Raw genomic sequence first — 17,655 nt, 5'->3', positions numbered from 1 at the left:
GGTCATGCTGCATGACGCGCCAACCGTCACGGCCCGCCGGGAGTCACGGGGCGTACGGGGGTGCGCGGCGCGCGGGGGCCGTGCGTGTGCCGCTACCAGCCGCGCTCGCGCCACTCCCCGAGGTGCGGGCGCTCGGCGCCGAGCGTGGTGTCGTCGCCGTGGCCGGGGTAGACCCAGGTCTCGTCCGGAAGCCGGTCGAAGAGCTTGGTCTCGACGTCGTTGATCAGGCTCTCGAACGCCTTGGGGTCCTTACGGGTGTTGCCGACCCCGCCCGGGAAGAGGCAGTCGCCGGTGAACACGTGCGGATGGCCGTGCGGATCGTCGTAGATCAGGGCGATGCTGCCCGGGGTGTGGCCGACCAGGTGGCGGGCGGTCAGCTCGACCCGGCCGACCCGCAGTGTGTCGCCGTCCTCGACCAGGACGTCGGTCGGCACCGGGATGCCCTCCGCGTCGTAGCGGCCCGCGTAGGTGCGGGCGCCGGTGGCCTCCGTCACCTCGCGCAGCGCGCCCCAGTGGTCCTGGTGGCGGTGGGTGGTGACCACGGAGGCGATCCCGCTCTCGCCGATGAGGGACAGCAGGGTGTGCGGCTCCGCCGCGGCGTCGATCAGGAGCTGCTCGTCGGTGGCCCGGCAGCGCAGCAGGTACGCGTTGTTGGCCATGGGGCCCACCGCGACCTTCGAGATCATGAGATCGGGCAGTTCATGCACGTCCGCCGGTCCGCCGACCGTCACCACTCCGCTGTAGGTCATGGCCTCAGCCTAGTCCGGGGGGAAGGGGCGAGGGACCGTCGGGGCGGGGAATACCCGGGCACCCGGCGAAGCTTGTACCGATGAGTGCGCCCGCGCGCCACACGATCGGGTGAAGTCCGTTCCCATCTCCCGCGAATCGAATGTGCGTGCTATAGGCTCGGTGTGCTGCATCCTTAAGACATCGCCGTCGTGCCCCCATACCCTGGGTCGGGGGCTTCGCTCCGCTCCGCCTCTGCTCCATCCGGCAGGGCCGCCCCGCGAGCGGGCTCGGCGCACCCCGTCTCTCTCAAGAAAGGTGCCGACCGGCGTGGCCGACCGTCTCATCGTTCGTGGCGCTCGCGAGCACAACCTCAAGAACGTCTCGCTCGACCTTCCTCGCGACTCGCTCATCGTCTTCACCGGGCTGTCCGGGTCGGGCAAGTCGTCCCTCGCGTTCGACACGATCTTCGCCGAGGGGCAGCGTCGCTACGTGGAGTCGCTCTCCTCCTACGCCCGTCAGTTCCTGGGGCAGATGGACAAGCCCGATGTCGACTTCATCGAGGGCCTGTCCCCCGCGGTGTCGATCGACCAGAAGTCCACCTCGCGGAACCCGCGCTCGACGGTCGGCACCATCACCGAGGTCTACGACTACCTCCGGCTGCTGTTCGCCCGGATCGGCAAGCCGCACTGCCCCGAGTGCGGCCGCCCCATCGCCCGCCAGTCGCCGCAGGCGATCGTGGACCGGGTGCTGGAGCTCCCCGAGGGCAGCCGCTTCCAGGTGCTCTCCCCGCTGGTGCGCGAGCGCAAGGGGGAGTTCGTCGACCTCTTCTCCGATCTCCAGACCAAGGGCTACAGCCGGGCCCGGGTGGACGGCACCACCATCCAGCTGGCCGATCCGCCGAAGCTGAAGAAGCAGGAGAAGCACACCATCGAGGTGGTCGTCGACCGCCTCACCGTCAAGGACAGCGCCAAGCGCCGTCTGACCGACTCGGTGGAGACCGCGCTCGGCCTCTCCGGCGGCATGGTGATCCTCGACTTCGTGGACCTCGACGAGGACGACCCGCAGCGGGAGCGGATGTTCTCCGAGCATCTGTACTGCCCGTACGACGATCTGTCCTTCGAGGAGCTGGAGCCGCGCACCTTCTCCTTCAACTCGCCCTTCGGCGCCTGCCCGGACTGCACCGGGATCGGCACCCGGATGGAGGTCGACCCCGAGCTGATCATCCCGGATGAGGAGAAGTCGCTCGACGAGGGCGCCATCCACCCCTGGTCCCACGGCCACACCAAGGACTACTTCGGGCGGCTGGTCGGCGCGCTCGCCGACGCGCTCGGCTTCCGCACGGACGTCCCCTGGGCCGGGCTTCCGCAGCGCGCCAAGAAGGCGCTGCTCAATGGCCACCGCACCCAGATCGAGGTCCGCTACCGCAATCGCTACGGCCGCCAGCGGGCGTACACCACGGCCTTCGAGGGCGCGGTGCCGTATGTGAAGCGGCGCCACTCGGAGGCGGAGAGCGACACCAGCCGGGAGCGGTTCGAGGGCTATATGCGCGAGGTGCCCTGCCCCACCTGTGAGGGCACCCGCCTCAAGCCGATCGTCCTGGCGGTCACCGTGCAGGACAAGTCCATCGCGGACGTCTCGGCGATGTCGATCAGTGAATGCGCCGACTTCCTGCGCGGCATGGAGCTGAGCCCGCGCGAGAAGACCATCGCCGAGCGGGTCCTCAAGGAGGTCAATGAGCGGCTGAGGTTCCTGGTCGACGTCGGCCTGGACTATCTCTCGCTCAACCGCGCGGCGGGCACCCTCTCCGGCGGCGAGGCCCAGCGCATCCGGCTGGCCACCCAGATCGGCTCCGGTCTGGTCGGCGTGCTCTACGTCCTGGACGAGCCGTCCATCGGCCTGCACCAGCGCGACAACCACCGGCTGATCGAGACGCTGGTCAGGCTGCGCGACCTCGGCAACACCCTGATCGTCGTGGAGCACGACGAGGACACCATCAAGACCTCGGACTGGGTGGTGGACATCGGTCCGGGTGCGGGTGAGCACGGCGGCAAGGTGGTCCACAGCGGGCCGCTGAGCGAGCTGCTGGTCAACGAGGAGTCGGTGACCGGGCACTATCTGGCCGGCAAGAAGGCCATCCCGCTGCCGGCGGCGCGCCGGCCCGTGGACCCCAAGCGGCATCTGACGGTCCACGGCGCCCGGGAGAACAACCTCCAGGACATCGATGTGTCCTTCCCGCTGGGGGTGCTCACCGCGGTCACCGGCGTCTCCGGATCGGGTAAGTCCACGCTGGTAAACGACATCCTCTACACCCATCTGGCCCGTGAGCTCAACGGCGCGCGGGCGGTTCCCGGGCGGCACACCCGGGTCGTCGGCGACGACCTCGTCGACAAGGTGGTGCATGTCGACCAGTCGCCCATCGGCCGCACCCCGCGCTCGAACCCGGCGACGTACACCGGCGTCTTCGACCATGTGCGCAAGCTGTTCGCGGAGACGATGGAGGCCAAGGTCCGCGGTTACCAGCCCGGCCGGTTCTCCTTCAACGTCAAGGGCGGCCGCTGCGAGAACTGCTCCGGTGACGGCACTATCAAGATCGAGATGAACTTCCTGCCGGATGTGTATGTGCCGTGCGAGGTCTGCCACGGCGCGCGCTACAACCGGGAGACCCTGGAGGTGCACTACAAGGGCAAGTCCATCGCCGAGGTGCTGGACATGCCCATCGAGGAGGCGCTGGACTTCTTCGAGGCGGTGCCCACCATCGCCCGCCATCTGCGCACCCTCAACGAGGTCGGTCTCGGCTATGTCCGGCTGGGGCAGCCCGCGCCGACCCTGTCCGGCGGTGAGGCGCAGCGCGTCAAGCTGGCCAGCGAGCTCCAGAAGCGGTCGACCGGCCGCACGGTGTACGTCCTGGACGAGCCGACCACCGGTCTGCACTTCGAGGACATCAGCAAGCTGATCAGCGTGCTCTCCGGACTGGTCGACAAGGGCAACACCGTGATCGTCATCGAGCACAACCTCGATGTGATCAAGACGGCCGACTGGGTCGTGGACATGGGCCCCGAGGGCGGCAGCGGCGGCGGTCTGGTGATCGCCGAGGGCACCCCCGAGGACGTGGCCTCGATCCCGGCCAGCCACACCGGGAAGTTCCTGCGGGACATGCTGGGTGACCGGGTGAGCGACGCGACGGTGCCGGTCGCGCGCAAGGGCGGCAGGACCGCCAAGAAGGCCGCCGCCAAGCCCGCCAAGAAGGCCGCCGCCAAGACCACGGCGGCCGCGAAGACCGCGGCGAAGAAGACCGTGGCCAAGAAGGGGGCGGCCAAGACCACGGTCGCCTCCCAGCGGACGGCCGCGAAGTAGCCCCGCGCCCGCGGATGCGCCGCGCCCGGACCGACCGGGCGCGGCGCAGTCGCGGCGAGGGGGGTCAGACCAGCTCGGACGCGTAGGGCGGCTCCGCGCCCGCGCGGGAGCAGGTGATCGCGGCGGCGCGGCCGGCGAAGGCCAGGACATCCCGCCAGACCGTCTCGTCGAGCTTGGCCAGCGCGGGCGCCGACAGCGCCTGGTGTGCGGCCAGCCGGTGCAGCAGCGCGGCGTTCACGGTGTCGCCCGCCCCGATGGTGTCCACGACGTCCACCCGCTCGCCCGGCACCGAGAAGACCGAGCCGTCCTGGCGCCGTACGCTCAGCCCCTCCCCGCCATGGGTGAGCACCACGGCCGCCGGTCCCGCCGCGAGCCACTCGCCCACGGCCGTCTCCACATCCTTCGCGTCCTCCGAGTCGGCCAGCCACCTGGCGTCCTCTATGGACAGCTTCAGCAGGCCGATATGGGGCAGCCAGCCGTGGAAGCGGGCCCGGTAGGCAGCGGCGTCGGGGATCAGACCGGTGCGGATATTGGGGTCCAGGGTGGTGAAGACACCGCGTGCGGCCTCACGCCGCAGCAGCTCCTCGTACGCGCTCGCGCCCGGCTCCAGCACGAGGGAACAGGTGCCCAGCGACAGTGCGCGCACCCCCTCGGGGAGGGACGGCGGCAGGGTGAAGAGCCGGTCCGCGGTGCCCTGCACATAGAAGCCGTACCCGGCCGAGCCATCGGCCCCGATGGAGGCGACCGCGAGGGTCGTGGGCTCCTGGCCGCGCTGCACCAGCGCGGTGTCCACACCGTCCTTCCGCAAGCCCTCCAGCAGCGCCTCTCCGAAGCCGTCCGTGGAGACCCGCGAGCAGAACGCGGTGGGCGAGCCGAGCCGCCCCAGCGCCAGCGCGGTGTTGTACGGGCCACCGCCGCGCGCCGGCCGCAGCGCGGGCAGCCGGTCGCCCGCCGCGGCGCTCGACGTGCGCTCGGGCACGAGGTCGATCAGGGCTTCTCCGGCGACGACGATCACGAGGCGGGGTCCTTTCCGGGTTGTGCGGGGGTTCCGGGGAGCGGTCGGTCGGGGGCTTCGGCCACACAGCCGCAGGAGGTGCGGTGGACGAAGGCACAGGGCAGCCGGACGGTGCGCGGTGGCCGCCCCGGGTTCTCCAGCCGGTCGAGCAGCAGCCGGACGGCGGTGGCGCCGATCTCCCGGCTGGGCTGGGAGATCGCGGTGAGTCCGGGGGAGAAGACATCCGCCCAGGAGAAGTCGTCGAAGCAGACGAGCGCGAGATCGCCCGGCACGCTCAGACCCGCCGTCCGCAGGGCGCGCAGCGCGCCGATGGTCATCGCGTTGTTCGCGGCGATGATCGCGGTGGGCGGCTCGGGCGCGGCCAGCAGCCGGTGGACGGCGTGCTCCGCGCCCCGCGCCTCGGAGTGGCCGTCCGCCAGCAGCCCGGGGCGGAACGGCAGCCCGCGCCGCGCCAGCCCGGCCCGGTAGCCCGCGATCCGCTCGCTGGTGGTGCTCAGCCCGGGGAGCCCGGCGACCAGCCCGATGCGGGTGTGGCCGAGGTCGGTGAGATGGAGCACCAGCTGTTCGACGGGAGGGGCGTTCTCGGCGCACACCTGGTCGTGGGAGTCGCCGACCAGCCGGTCGAGGAACACGGCCGGAATCCCGCGGCGGGTCAGATACTCCACCAGCCCGGCGGGCTCGGCCGACGGGGCCACGATCACGCCGTCCACCCGTCGCTCATGGAGCAGCCGGACGACCTTGCGCTCATGCGCGGGGTCGTCATGCGGATCGGCGATCAGCAGCCCGTATCCCCGCTCCAGGGCGCTGGACTCGACGCCCTGGAGGATCTCGGTGAAGTACGGATTGCTGATCGCCGAGACGGCCAGACCGATCGAGCGGGTGCGCGCGGTCACCAGGGAGCGCGCCAGCGTATTGGGGATGTACCCGAGGTCGTCGATGGCGTCCAGCACGGCCTTACGGGTGTCCGGGCGGACCGGCCGGGTCTCGTTGAGCACATGCGAGACGGTGGCCACGGACACCCCGGCGCGCCGGGCGACGTCGACCATGGTTGCCATCCGCTGGGGTCCTCCGCGTCGAGGTCGCCGGGTTCGTCGGGTTCATGGGGTTCATCGGGTTCGTCGGAGCCCGTAACGTACCGCATCCGGGATCGGACGTAAACGTTTGCGCAAGCGTTTTCGCCCAGCCGGGGAGGCGGCGGCGGACGGAGAGATCTGTGCCGGTATGGTCGGAGGGCCCCCACACCCCCAGGAGCCGCACATGTCCCGCCAGCCCGCCTCCCGCCGAACCGTGCTGTGCTGCGCCGCGCTGGCCGGAGCCGCCGGGCTCGGGGCGGCGGCCTGCACCCCGGACGGATCGGACAAGAAGGCGTCCCCGACGCCCACCGCCCCCGTCGACCTCGGCACGGCCGGTGCCGTCCCGGTCGGTGGCGCCAAGATCTACCGCGAGCAGCGGGTGGTGGTCGCCCAGCCCGCCAAGGGTGAGTTCACGGCGTTCAGCGCGGTGTGCACGCACGCCGGATGCGTCGTCGACAGCGTCGAGGACGGCGCGATCAGCTGTCCCTGCCACGGCAGCCAGTTCGACGCCCGCACCGGCAAGGTCCTCCAGGGGCCCGCGGTCAAGCCGCTGCCGTCGGTCCCGGTCACCGCGGAGGGCGGACGGCTCGTCGCGGGCCCCGACGCCTGAGCGGCTCCCGAAGCCTGAGCGGGCCCCGAAGCCTGCCCCGGCGCTCGGTCGGCATCCGGGCGGCTGCGGAATCCCCTGGACCTTGACCAACCCGCGTCCCGAGGGCGCCGGATGTGTCACCCCCCGCAAGTAGGGTGGTCACCATGGCCGACCCGAGCAGCTACCGCCCCAAGCCGGGACAGATCCCCGAGTCGCCGGGGGTCTACAAGTTCCGTGACGAACACGGCCGGGTGATCTATGTCGGAAAGGCGAAGAGCCTGCGCCAGCGGCTCTCCTCGTACTTCCAGGACCTGGCGAACCTCCACCCGCGCACCCGCACCATGGTCACCACGGCCGCCGGCGTGGAGTGGACCGTGGTCTCCACCGAGGTCGAGGCCCTACAGCTCGAGTACTCCTGGATCAAGGAGTTCGACCCCCGGTTCAACGTCAAGTACCGCGACGACAAGAGCTACCCCTCCCTGGCCGTCACCCTCAACGAGGAGTTTCCCCGGGTCCAGGTGATGCGCGGTGCCAAGAAGAAGGGCGTGCGCTACTTCGGTCCGTACGCCCACGCCTGGGCGATCCGCGAGACCGTCGACCTGATGCTGCGCGTGTTCCCGGTCCGCACGTGCTCGGCCGGGGTGTTCAAGCGCTCCGCCCAGATCGGCCGCCCCTGTCTGCTCGGCTACATCGGCAAGTGCTCGGCCCCCTGCGTCGGCCGGGTCACCGCCGAGGAACACCGCGAACTGGCTGAGGAGTTCTGCGACTTCATGGCCGGCCGCACCGGCACCTATCTGCGCCGCCTGGAGCAGCGGATGCACGAGGCCGCCGAGGAGATGGAGTACGAGAGGGCGGCCCGGCTCCGTGACGACATAGGGGCGCTCAAGCGCGCCATGGAGAAGAACGCGGTGGTCCTCGCCGACGCCACCGACGCCGATCTGATAGCGGTCGCCGAGGACGAGCTGGAGGCGGCCGTCCAGATCTTCCATGTGCGCGGCGGCCGGGTGCGCGGGCAGCGCGGCTGGGTCACCGACAAGGTCGAGGCCGTCGACACCGCCGGACTGGTCGAGCACGCCCTTCAGCAGCTGTACGGGGAGGAGCGCGGCGACGCCGTCCCCAAGGAGGTCCTGGTGCCCGCCGTGCCGGACCCGGCCGAACCGGTCACCCAGTGGCTCGCCGATCGCCGGGGCTCCCGGGTCGATCTGCGCATTCCGCAGCGCGGCGACAAGAAGGACCTGATGGAGACCGTCCAGCGCAACGCCCAGCAGGCGCTCGCGCTGCACAAGACCAAGCGCGCCTCCGACCTCACCACGCGCTCCCGGGCGCTGGAGGAGATCGCCGAGGCCCTGGGGCTGGACTCCGCTCCGCTGCGCGTCGAGTGCTTCGACATCTCCCATCTCCAGGGGGATGACGTGGTGGCCTCCATGGTGGTCTTCGAGGACGGGCTCCCCCGTAAGAGTGAGTACCGCCGCTTCCAGATCAAGAGCTTCGCCGGGCAGGACGATGTCCGCTCCATGCACGAGGTCGTCAGCCGCCGCTTCCGCCGCTATCTCCAGGAGAAGCAGAAGACGGGGGAGTGGGAAGAGGAGACCATCGGCACCCCTGGTGCCACCGGAGCCACCGGCACCCCCGGAGCCCCTGACACCACCGGCACCCCCGGAGCCCCTGGCGTCCCCGGACCCGACGGGCAGTCCGTCGGCGGGCCCGCCGGCCCGGTCGACGAGGAGGGCAGGCCGAAGCGGTTCGCCTATCCGCCCCAGCTCGTCGTGGTCGACGGCGGAAAGCCGCAGGTGGCCGCCGCCAAGCGGGCCCTGGAAGAGCTCGGCGTCGACGATGTCGCCGTCTGTGGTCTCGCCAAGCGGCTCGAGGAGGTGTGGCTGCCGGACGAGGACGACCCGGTGGTGCTGCCTCGCAGCAGCGAGGGGCTCTACCTCCTCCAGCGGGTCCGTGACGAGGCCCACCGCTTCGCCATCTCCTACCAGCGCAGCAAGCGCGCCAAGTCGATGAAGGCCGGGCCGCTGGACACGGTTCCGGGTCTCGGCGACAGCCGTAAGCAGGCGCTGCTGAAGCACTTCGGCTCGGTCAAGCGGCTGCGCGCCGCCACGGTCGAGCAGATCTGCGAGGTGCCGGGTGTCGGCCGTAAGACGGCCGAGACGGTCGCCGCGGCGCTCGCCGGGTCCGCCCCGGCCGCGCCCGCGGTGAACACCGCCACAGGAGAGATCATTGAGGACGAGGCCGCCGGCGCGGCGTCGTCGAACGGGGGAACCAGACCATGACCGCACACACGAACCACGGAGACGGAGCGCAGGTGAATACGGGCACGTCGGGAGAGTCCGCCGAGGTGGCGGCCATCCCCGAGCTGGTGATCATCTCTGGAATGTCCGGCGCGGGCCGCAGCACCGCCGCCAAGTGTCTGGAGGACCTCGGCTGGTTCGTCGTGGACAACCTGCCGCCCGCGCTGATCCCCACCATGGTCGACCTGGGCGCCCGCTCCCAGGGCAATGTGGCCCGGATCGCCGTGGTGGTGGACGTCCGCGGCCGCCGCTTCTTCGACAACCTCCGCGAGTCCCTCGCCGACCTCGCCGCCAAGAACGTCAAGCGGCGCGTGCTGTTCCTGGAGGCGTCCGACGAGGCCCTGGTGCGCCGTTTCGAGTCGGTGCGCCGCCCGCACCCCCTCCAGGGCGACGGCCGGATCGTGGACGGCATCGCCGCCGAGCGCGATCTGCTGCGCGAGCTGCGCGGAGACGCCGATCTGGTGATCGACACCTCCAGTCTCAACGTCCATGAGCTGCGCGCCAAGATGGACGCCCAGTTCGCGGGCGAGGAGGAGCCCGAGCTGCGGGCCACCGTGATGTCGTTCGGCTACAAGTACGGACTGCCGGTCGACGCCGATCTGGTGGTGGACTGCCGCTTCCTGCCCAATCCGCACTGGGTCCCCGAGCTGCGCCCCTTCACCGGGCTCAACGAGGAGGTCTCCGGCTATGTCTTCAACCAGCCCGGAGCCAAGGAGTTCCTCGACCGCTACGCGGAGCTGCTCCAGCTCATCGCCGCGGGCTACCGCCGCGAGGGCAAGCGCTATGTGACCATCGCCGTCGGCTGCACCGGCGGCAAGCACCGCAGTGTCGCCATGTCCGAGCGGCTCGCCCCGCGGCTGGCCGCCGAGGGCGTGGAGACCGTTGTCGTCCACCGGGACATGGGGCGCGAGTGACCATCCGTACCAGGCGGCTGCGGCGGCTGGTCGGGGCGCGCACGAGCCGGGGCACTCAGCCCAAGGTCGTCGCGCTCGGCGGTGGCATGGGTCTGTCGGCGTCGCTCGCCGCGCTGCGCCGGATCACCGGCGATCTGACCGCCGTCGTCACCGTGGCCGACGACGGGGGCTCCAGCGGACGGCTCCGCGACGAGCTGGACGTGCTGCCCCCCGGCGATCTGCGCAAGGCCCTGGCCGCGCTGTGCGGCGACGACGACTGGGGCCAGACCTGGGCGCGGGTCATCCAGCACCGCTTCACCAGCGAGGGCGAGCTGCACGGCCACGCGGTCGGCAATCTGCTGATCGTCGCCCTGTGGGAGCAGCTGGGCGACCATGTGGAGGCGCTCGACCTGGTCGGCAAGCTGCTGGGCGCCCACGGCCGGGTGCTGCCCATGTCGGCCGTCCCTCTGGAGCTCCAGGCGTACGTCCGCGGCCATGACCCGGCGCGTCCGGACGAGGTCTCCACCGTCGCCGGGCAGGCCACCGTGGCCCTCACCCCCGGCGAGGTGCAGTCGGTCCATCTGGTGCCGCCCGATCCGCCGGCTGTCCCCGAGGCCGTCGAGGCGGTCATGGACGCGGACTGGGTGGTGCTGGGGCCCGGCTCCTGGTTCTCCTCCGTGATCCCGCATCTGCTGGTCCCCGAGCTGCTCCAGGCACTCACCGAGACCAAGGCCCGGCGGGTGCTGTCGCTGAACCTCGCCCCTCAGCCGGGCGAAACCGACGGCTTCTCCCCGCAGCGTCATTTGGAGGTTTTGGCCCGACACGCCCCTAAACTCGCCTTCGACGTGGTGCTGGCCGACGAGGCCGCCGTCCCGGACCAGAGCAGTCTGTGCGACGCCGCCAAGCGGCTGGGCGGCACGGTCGAGCTGGCGCCGGTGGCCGCGACCGACGGTGCCCCGAAGCACGACCCGGAGCTTCTGGCGGCCGCGTACGACCGTATTTTTCGGATGCATGGAAGGATCGGCCCATGGCGATGACGGCAGCGGTGAAGGACGAAATCTCCCGGCTCCCCGTCACCCGGACCTGCTGCCGGAAAGCGGAGGTCTCGGCGATCCTGCGGTTCGCGGGCGGCCTGCATCTGGTCAGCGGGCGCATCGTGATCGAGGCCGAGCTGGACACCGGGATCGCGGCCCGCAGAGTGCGCAAGGACATCCTGGAGATCTTCGGCCACTCCTCGGACCTGGTGGTGATGGCCCCCGGAGGGCTGCGCCGCGGCAGCCGGTACGTGGTGCGGGTGGTGGCGGGCGGTGACCAGCTGGCACGGCAGACCGGCCTGGTCGACGGCCGCGGCCGGCCGATCCGCGGACTGCCGCCGCAGGTGGTCTCCGGCGCCACCTGTGACGCCGAGGCCGCCTGGCGCGGGGCCTTCCTCGCCCATGGCTCGCTCACCGAGCCGGGCCGTTCGTCCTCCCTGGAGGTGACCTGCCCCGGTCCGGAGGCCGCGCTCGCGCTGGTCGGCGCCGCCCGCCGGCTACAGATCGCGGCCAAGGCGCGCGAGGTGCGCGGGGTGGACCGGGTGGTCGTCCGGGACGGTGATGCCATCGGCGCGCTGTTGACGCGGCTGGGGGCGCACGAGTCGGTCCTCGCCTGGGAGGAGCGGCGGATGCGGCGCGAGGTGCGGGCGACCGCCAACCGCCTCGCCAACTTCGACGACGCCAATCTGCGCCGCTCGGCCCGTGCCGCCGTGGCCGCCGGGGCCCGGGTGCAGCGCGCCCTGGAGATCCTGGGCGACGAGGTGCCCGAGCACCTCGCCGCGGCCGGCCGGCTGCGCATGGAGCACAAGCAGGCGTCCCTGGAGGAGCTGGGTGCCCTCGCCGACCCGCCGCTGACCAAGGACGCGGTCGCGGGCCGTATCCGCCGGCTGCTGGCCATGGCCGACAAGCGCGCCCAGGACCTGGGCATCCCCGGCACCGAGTCCAGCCTGACCGAGGAGATGGCCGACGGCATGGTCGGCTGACCGCCCGTAGACGCCACGGAAGCCGCCCCGCGCCCCCGGATCGCTCAGCTGATCCGGGGGCGTACGCGTGCCCGGCGCCGCTCCCAACCGGCCAGGCCGGTATCCCCTTTCGCCGTCGTCGGTGTGCCTGTGGCCGTGCGGGGATGGGGCGACGCGCTGCGTACGCTGCGTCGTTGACAGCACGTGACAAATCGTGACTCAATCGGCGGGCCGTACCACTTTCCGGTGGTCATGGGCCGCCGATGCCAATGTCACGTACGTCCCGTGATAGCGGTAGGGTCGGAGGCGGTCGGGGACATCCCATACACGTTCGCCGGCGTCCAGACCGGCACACCAACGAGGAGATCGGTTCGTGACGATCCGCGTAGGCATCAACGGCTTCGGCCGCATCGGCCGCAACTACTTCCGCGCGCTCCTTGAGCAGGGCGCGGACATCGAGATCGTCGGTGTCAACGACCTGACCGACAACGCCACCCTGGTGCACCTGCTCAAGTACGACAGCATCCTCGGTCGGCTGAAGCAGGAGGTCAGCCACACCGAGGACACCATCACGGTGGGCAACCAGACCTTCAAGACGATGGCCGAGCGCGACCCGGCGGCCCTGCCGTGGGGTGAGCTCGGCGCCGACATCGTGGTGGAGTCCACCGGTATCTTCACCAAGCGAGAGGACGCCGCCAAGCACCTCGCCGCCGGCGCCAAGAAGGTCCTGATCTCCGCGCCCGCCAAGAACGAGGACATCACGATCGTGATGGGCGTCAACAACGACAAGTACGACGCGGCGAACCACCACGTCATCTCCAACGCCTCCTGCACCACCAACTGTGTGGCGCCGATGGCCAAGGTCCTCGACGAGAGCTTCGGCATCGTCAAGGGCATGATGACGACGGTTCACGCGTACACCAACGACCAGCGCATCCTGGACTTCCCGCACAAGGACCTGCGTCGCGCCCGTGCGGCGGCCGAGAACATCATCCCGACCTCCACCGGTGCCGCCAAGGCCACCGCGCTGGTCCTCCCCCAGCTCAAGGGCAAGCTGGACGGCATCGCGATGCGCGTCCCGGTCCCGACCGGCTCGGTCACCGACCTCGTCCTGGAGCTCGACCGCGAGGTCACCAGGGACGAGATCAACACCGCCTTCCAGAAGGCCGCCGAGGGCCAGCTCAAGGGCATCCTCGAGTACACCGAGGACCCGATCGTCTCCTCGGACATCGTCAACTGGCCGGCGTCCTGCACCTTCGACTCCTCCCTGACCATGGTCCAGGGCAAGCAGGTCAAGGTCGTCGGCTGGTACGACAACGAGTGGGGCTACTCCAACCGCCTCGTCGACCTGACCGTCTTCGTCGGCGGCCGGCTCTGACCGCTGTCCCGATGAGCTAGGAAACGGGGCCCGCTACGACACCGTCGTAACGGGCCCCGATCCATGATCAAGGAGTCAACCCAGTGAAGACGATTGACGATCTTCAGGTCGCCGGGCAGCGGGTCTTCGTCCGCGCCGATCTGAACGTCCCGCTCGACGGCGAGACGATCACCGACGACGGCCGGATCCGCGCCGCCGTCCCGACGATCAGCAAGCTCCTGGACCAGGGCGCCAAGGTGATCGTCGCCTCGCATCTGGGCCGCCCCAAGGGCGCCCCGGACCCCCGGTTCTCCCTCGCCCCCGTCGCCCGGCGGCTCGGCGAACTCCTCGGCAAGCAGGTCGCCTTCGCCACCGACACCGTGGACGACAGCGCGCGGGCCACCGTGGCGGCGCTCGGCGGCGGTGAGGTGGCGCTGCTGGAGAACCTGCGTTTCAACGCCGGTGAGACCAGTAAGGACGACGCCGAGCGCGGTGCCTTCGCCGAGCGGCTCGCCGCCCTCGCCGACCTCTATGTGGGCGACGGCTTCGGCGCGGTCCACCGCAAGCACGCCTCCGTGTACGACCTCCCGGCGCGGCTGCCGCACGCGGCGGGCAACCTGATCGCCGCCGAGCTGTCCGTCCTCAAGAAGCTCACCGAGGACGTCAAGCGGCCCTACGTGGTGGTCCTCGGCGGCGCCAAGGTCTCCGACAAGCTCGGCGTCATCGACCACCTCCTGGAGAAGGCCGACCGCATCCTGATCGGCGGCGGCATGGCCTACACCTTCCTCAAGGCCCAGGGCCACGAGGTCGGCGGCTCGCTGCTCCAGGAGGACCAGGTCCCGGCGGTCCAGGACTATCTGCGCCGGGCGGGGGAGCGCGGTGTGGAGTTCGTGCTCCCGGTCGACGTCGTGGCCGCGTCCGAGTTCCCGGACCTGAAGACCAAGGCCCCGGCGAACCCGACGACCATCCCCGCGGAGGCGATCCCGGCCGATCTGCAGGGGCTGGACATCGGCCCGGAGAGCCGCAAGCTGTACGCCTCGAAGCTCGCCGACGCGGCCACCGTCTTCTGGAACGGCCCGATGGGCGTCTTCGAGCACCCCGACTTCGCCGAGGGCACCCGGGCCGTGGCCCAGGCGCTCGTGGACAGCCCGGCCTTCACCGTGGTCGGCGGCGGCGACTCCGCCGCGGCCGTACGCATCCTGGGCTTCGACGAGAACGCTTTCGGCCACATCTCGACCGGCGGTGGAGCGAGCCTCGAATACCTCGAGGGCAAGACGCTCCCCGGCCTCGCCGCACTGGAGGACTGAACCCGTGAGTGACCGCACCCCGCTGATGGCGGGCAACTGGAAGATGAACCTCAACCACCTCGAGGCCATCGCCCACGTCCAGAAGCTCGCCTTCGCGCTCTCCGACAAGGACCACGAGGCCGTGGAGGTCGCGGTGCTGCCGCCCTTCGTCGACCTGCGGTCGGTGCAGACCCTGGTCGAGGGCGACAAGCTGAAGATCAAGTACGGTGCGCAGGACATCTCCGCGCATGACTCCGGCGCGTACACCGGCGAGATCTCCGGCCCGATGCTGGCCAAGCTCAAGTGCGCCTACGCCGTCGTCGGGCACTCGGAGCGGCGCCAGTACCACAACGAGTCCGACGAGCTGTGCAACGCCAAGGTCAAGGCGGCCTTCCGCAACGACCTCACGCCGATCCTGTGCGTCGGCGAGGGCCTCGACGTCCGTAAGGCGGGCAACCAGGTCGCGCACACCCTCGCCCAGGTGGACGGCGGTCTCAAGGACGTCCCGGCCGAGCAGGCCGAGACCATCGTGATCGCCTACGAGCCGGTCTGGGCGATCGGCACCGGCGAGGTCGCGACCCCCGAGGACGCCCAGGAGGTCTGCGGGGCCATCCGCGGCCGGCTCGCCGAGCTCTACGGCCAGGAGGTCGCCGACAAGGTCCGGATCCAGTACGGCGGCTCGGTGAAGTCCGGGAACGTCGCCGCGATCATGGCCCAGCCGGATGTGGACGGCGCACTGATCGGCGGCGCGTCGCTGGACGCGGACGAATTCGTCAAGATCGTTCGTTTCCGCGACCAGTGAGTAGGCCCTAGCGCGCGGGTCGTCGTACCCTGTCGGGGGTCGGGGCGGTGTGCTGCGCACCGTCCGGCCCCCGACGTCCGTTCAAGCCCGAGAAGGTTGGTCCAGCTGTGATCATGGGGTTCTCGATCGCCCTCATCATCTTCAGCCTCCTGTTGATGATGTTGGTGCTCATGCACAAGGGAAAGGGCGGCGGCCTGTCCGACATGTTCGGTGGCGGGATGCAGTCCTCGGTGGGCGGCTCCTCGGTCGCCGAGCGCAACCTGGACCGCATCACCGTGGTGGTCGGGCTGCTGTGGTTCGTCTGCATCGTCGTGCTCGGACTACTGATGAAGCTCGACTGAGGCTCCGGCGGGGCCCGTTCAGGGCCCGGCTGACGCCCGATAACTGACGTACCGTCGCCAGCGGGGCCCATATGCGGCCTATGATGGCATGGCGTCCTCGGTGGCGGGTGTAACTCCTCTCACTGGACGCGCGTTGGGCCTTACGTAGACTGGGGCGCCGGGCGGCGGAGCTGCCAATCGAGGCTTCGCGGCACCATCACGCAGGGAGTTACGACCGTGGCAAGTGGCAACGCGATCCGTGGAAGTCGGGTCGGAGCGGGGCCGATGGGAGAAGCCGAGCGAGGCGAATCGGCGCCGCGCCTGCGCATCTCCTTCTGGTGCTCGAACGGGCATGAGACCGTGCCGAGCTTCGCCAGCGACGCGCAGATCCCTGACACGTGGGACTGCCCCCGCTGCGGCTTCCCGGCCGGCAAGGACCGGGACAATCCGCCGGACCCGCCGCGCACCGAGCCGTACAAGACGCATCTGGCGTACGTACGGGAGCGGCGCAGCGACGCCGACGGCGAGGCGATCCTCGCCGAGGCACTCGCCAAGCTCCGGGGCGAGATCTAGACACAGCACGCGGTACGACGGCCCGGCCGGGCACCTCCTGCGAGGGGTGCGCGGCCGGGCCGTTGTCAGTGGTGCGGGCTACGGTCATGGGGTGCTGGATCGCAGGGGCGGGGCCGAGGCCCAGGGGGGAGCGTCATGACCGCGGTGGACGCCGGTGAGCGGGGCGCCGGGAAGGCGGCGGTGCCCGCGTGGCGCGGGGGGTTCGGGCGGCTGTGGGCGGCCGCGCTCGTCTCCCGGTTCGGGGACGCCCTGCGGGGTGCGGCGCTGCCGCTGCTGGCCGTCTCGCTCACCGATTCGCCGGTGCTGGTCTCGCTGGTGACCGCCTGCGGCTTCCTGCCGTGGCTGCTGTTCGGGCTGATCGGCGGGGCGATCGCCGACCGGGTGGACCAGCGGCGGGCGATGTGGGCGGTGGACGGCGTGCGGGCCGTCCTGATGGCGGGGTTCGCCGTCGCGGTGTGGCTGGACCGGGCCACCGTCGGGCTGCTGATCGCCTTGGCCTTCGCGCTGACCACGCTCCAGACCCTGTTCGACAACGCGGCCACGGCGCTGCTGCCGTCGGTGGTGGGCCAGGAGGCGCTGGGCCGGGCCAACGCCCGGCTGATGACCGGCCAGGAGGTCATGGGCCGGTTCGTGGGCGCCCCGCTGGTGCCGGTGCTGCTCGGCCTGGGCGCCGCGATGCCGTACGCGGCGGACGCGGTCACCTATCTCGTCGCCGCCGCGCTGGTCGCCTCGCTGGGGGTGACACCCCCTCCGCGGGATTCGCGCCCGCCGGGCGGGTCGCTGCGGCGGGACATCGCCGAGGGCCTGGCCGTGCTGTGGCGGGACCGCATGCTGCGGGCGCTGTGCGCCTCCACCACTTTGTGCAACATCGGCATCGGCGCGCTCATCGCCACCTTGGTGCTGCACATCACCGGCTGGCTGGACGCCGGGAACACCGGGTACGCCGTCGTGATCACCGTGTACGGGATCGGCAGTGTGATCGGGGGGCTGGTGGCCGCCCGGTTCACCGAGAAGCTGGGGAACGCCCGCGCCCTCGCGGTGTGCGGCACCGCGCAGATCGGCGCCCTGGTCGCCCTCGGGGCGATACGGAGCCTGCCGGTCGCGGTCGCCGCCATGGGCCTCTTCGGCTTCGCGGGGATCATCTGGAACGTGATCGAGGTGACGATGACCCAGCGGCGCAGCCCCGACGGGACACTCGGCCGGGTGAGCTCGGCCTTCCGCACCCTGTCGATCGCGGGCGCCCCGCTCGGCGCGCTGCTGGGCGGGGCGATGGCCGCGGCATGGGGGCTCAACACGCCCGCGCTGGGGGCCGCGGGGCTCTTCGTCTGCGGGCTGGCGGCCCTCGTTCCGGGAATGCGGTCCGGCATCAATTAG

General features: G+C 71.0%; 15 protein-coding genes. 12 read left to right on the top strand and 3 right to left on the bottom strand.

Translation table 11 applies throughout. From position 1 onward, the window contains the following. Nucleotides 1–92: 92 nt before the first annotated feature. On the bottom strand, nt 93–749 hold the full coding sequence (locus N6H00_RS10680) for an MBL fold metallo-hydrolase (RefSeq protein ID WP_268971355.1): 657 nt from the start codon (nt 747–749) through the stop codon (nt 93–95). A 307-nt stretch (nt 750–1,056) separates the two neighbouring features. On the opposite strand from N6H00_RS10680, the gene uvrA reads away from it, so the two are divergent. Further along, complete coding sequence (gene uvrA, locus N6H00_RS10675) at nt 1,057–4,083, top strand: excinuclease ABC subunit UvrA (RefSeq protein WP_268971354.1); 3,027 nt, start codon at nt 1,057–1,059, stop codon at nt 4,081–4,083. Between the two features lie 64 nt (nt 4,084–4,147). Here the strand turns inward: uvrA and N6H00_RS10670 are convergent, their stop codons facing one another. Further along, nucleotides 4,148–5,098: a carbohydrate kinase family protein gene (locus N6H00_RS10670; protein ID WP_268971353.1), complete on the bottom strand. Its 951-nt coding sequence runs from the start codon at nt 5,096–5,098 to the stop codon at nt 4,148–4,150. Further along, nucleotides 5,095–6,153, bottom strand: coding sequence for a LacI family DNA-binding transcriptional regulator (locus N6H00_RS10665; protein ID WP_268971352.1), 1,059 nt, complete (start codon nt 6,151–6,153; stop codon nt 5,095–5,097). Before N6H00_RS10665 ends, N6H00_RS10670 begins: the two co-directional genes overlap by 4 nt. A gap of 202 nt (nt 6,154–6,355) precedes the next feature. Between N6H00_RS10665 and N6H00_RS10660 the strand changes: the two genes are divergently transcribed. The 11 genes from N6H00_RS10660 (at nt 6,356) to N6H00_RS10610 (ending at nt 17,655) form a co-directional block, all read left to right on the top strand. Then, nucleotides 6,356–6,781 carry a QcrA and Rieske domain-containing protein gene (locus N6H00_RS10660; protein ID WP_268971351.1) on the top strand — a complete coding sequence of 142 codons (426 nt, stop codon included), beginning with the start codon at nt 6,356–6,358 and terminating at the stop codon, nt 6,779–6,781. A gap of 143 nt (nt 6,782–6,924) precedes the next feature. Continuing rightward, a complete protein-coding gene (uvrC, locus tag N6H00_RS10655; RefSeq protein ID WP_268971350.1) occupies nt 6,925–9,036 on the top strand; it encodes an excinuclease ABC subunit UvrC in 2,112 nt (703 codons plus the stop codon). Next, complete coding sequence (gene rapZ, locus N6H00_RS10650) at nt 9,033–9,968, top strand: RNase adapter RapZ (protein WP_268971349.1); 936 nt, start codon at nt 9,033–9,035, stop codon at nt 9,966–9,968. The genes uvrC and rapZ overlap by 4 nt, the downstream gene beginning before the upstream one ends. Next, nucleotides 9,965–10,984, top strand: a complete 1,020-nt coding sequence (locus tag N6H00_RS10645) for a gluconeogenesis factor YvcK family protein (protein WP_311035189.1) — start codon at nt 9,965–9,967, stop codon at nt 10,982–10,984. The genes rapZ and N6H00_RS10645 overlap by 4 nt, the downstream gene beginning before the upstream one ends. Continuing rightward, nucleotides 10,975–11,964 carry a DNA-binding protein WhiA gene (gene whiA / locus N6H00_RS10640; RefSeq protein ID WP_020872204.1) on the top strand — a complete coding sequence of 330 codons (990 nt, stop codon included), beginning with the start codon at nt 10,975–10,977 and terminating at the stop codon, nt 11,962–11,964. The genes N6H00_RS10645 and whiA overlap by 10 nt, the downstream gene beginning before the upstream one ends. A gap of 352 nt (nt 11,965–12,316) precedes the next feature. After that, entirely contained in the window at nt 12,317–13,321 is a 1,005-nt protein-coding gene (gene gap, locus N6H00_RS10635) for a type I glyceraldehyde-3-phosphate dehydrogenase (RefSeq protein WP_268971348.1), read from the top strand. A gap of 83 nt (nt 13,322–13,404) precedes the next feature. Then, the gene (locus tag N6H00_RS10630; protein ID WP_268971347.1) at nt 13,405–14,607 is read left to right on the top strand and encodes a phosphoglycerate kinase; all 1,203 of its coding nucleotides are present in this window, start codon (nt 13,405–13,407) and stop codon (nt 14,605–14,607) included. A gap of 4 nt (nt 14,608–14,611) precedes the next feature. Continuing rightward, on the top strand, nt 14,612–15,388 hold the full coding sequence (gene tpiA / locus N6H00_RS10625) for a triose-phosphate isomerase (protein ID WP_268971346.1): 777 nt from the start codon (nt 14,612–14,614) through the stop codon (nt 15,386–15,388). 113 nt (nt 15,389–15,501) lie between these two features. Beyond that, on the top strand, nt 15,502–15,729 hold the full coding sequence (secG, locus tag N6H00_RS10620; protein ID WP_014059875.1) for a preprotein translocase subunit SecG: 228 nt from the start codon (nt 15,502–15,504) through the stop codon (nt 15,727–15,729). A 216-nt stretch (nt 15,730–15,945) separates the two neighbouring features. Then, nucleotides 15,946–16,281: an RNA polymerase-binding protein RbpA gene (locus N6H00_RS10615; RefSeq protein ID WP_009718803.1), complete on the top strand. Its 336-nt coding sequence runs from the start codon at nt 15,946–15,948 to the stop codon at nt 16,279–16,281. A 135-nt stretch (nt 16,282–16,416) separates the two neighbouring features. After that, entirely contained in the window at nt 16,417–17,655 is a 1,239-nt protein-coding gene (locus N6H00_RS10610; RefSeq protein ID WP_268971344.1) for an MFS transporter, read from the top strand.

Origin of the sequence: Streptomyces sp. S465 (genome assembly GCF_026898115.1) — a bacterium.
GTDB lineage: Bacteria > Actinomycetota > Actinomycetes > Streptomycetales > Streptomycetaceae > Streptomyces > Streptomyces luomodiensis.
The sequence above is the reverse complement of the archived record's forward strand: the minus strand, read 5'-3'. Positions and strand labels throughout refer to the sequence as shown.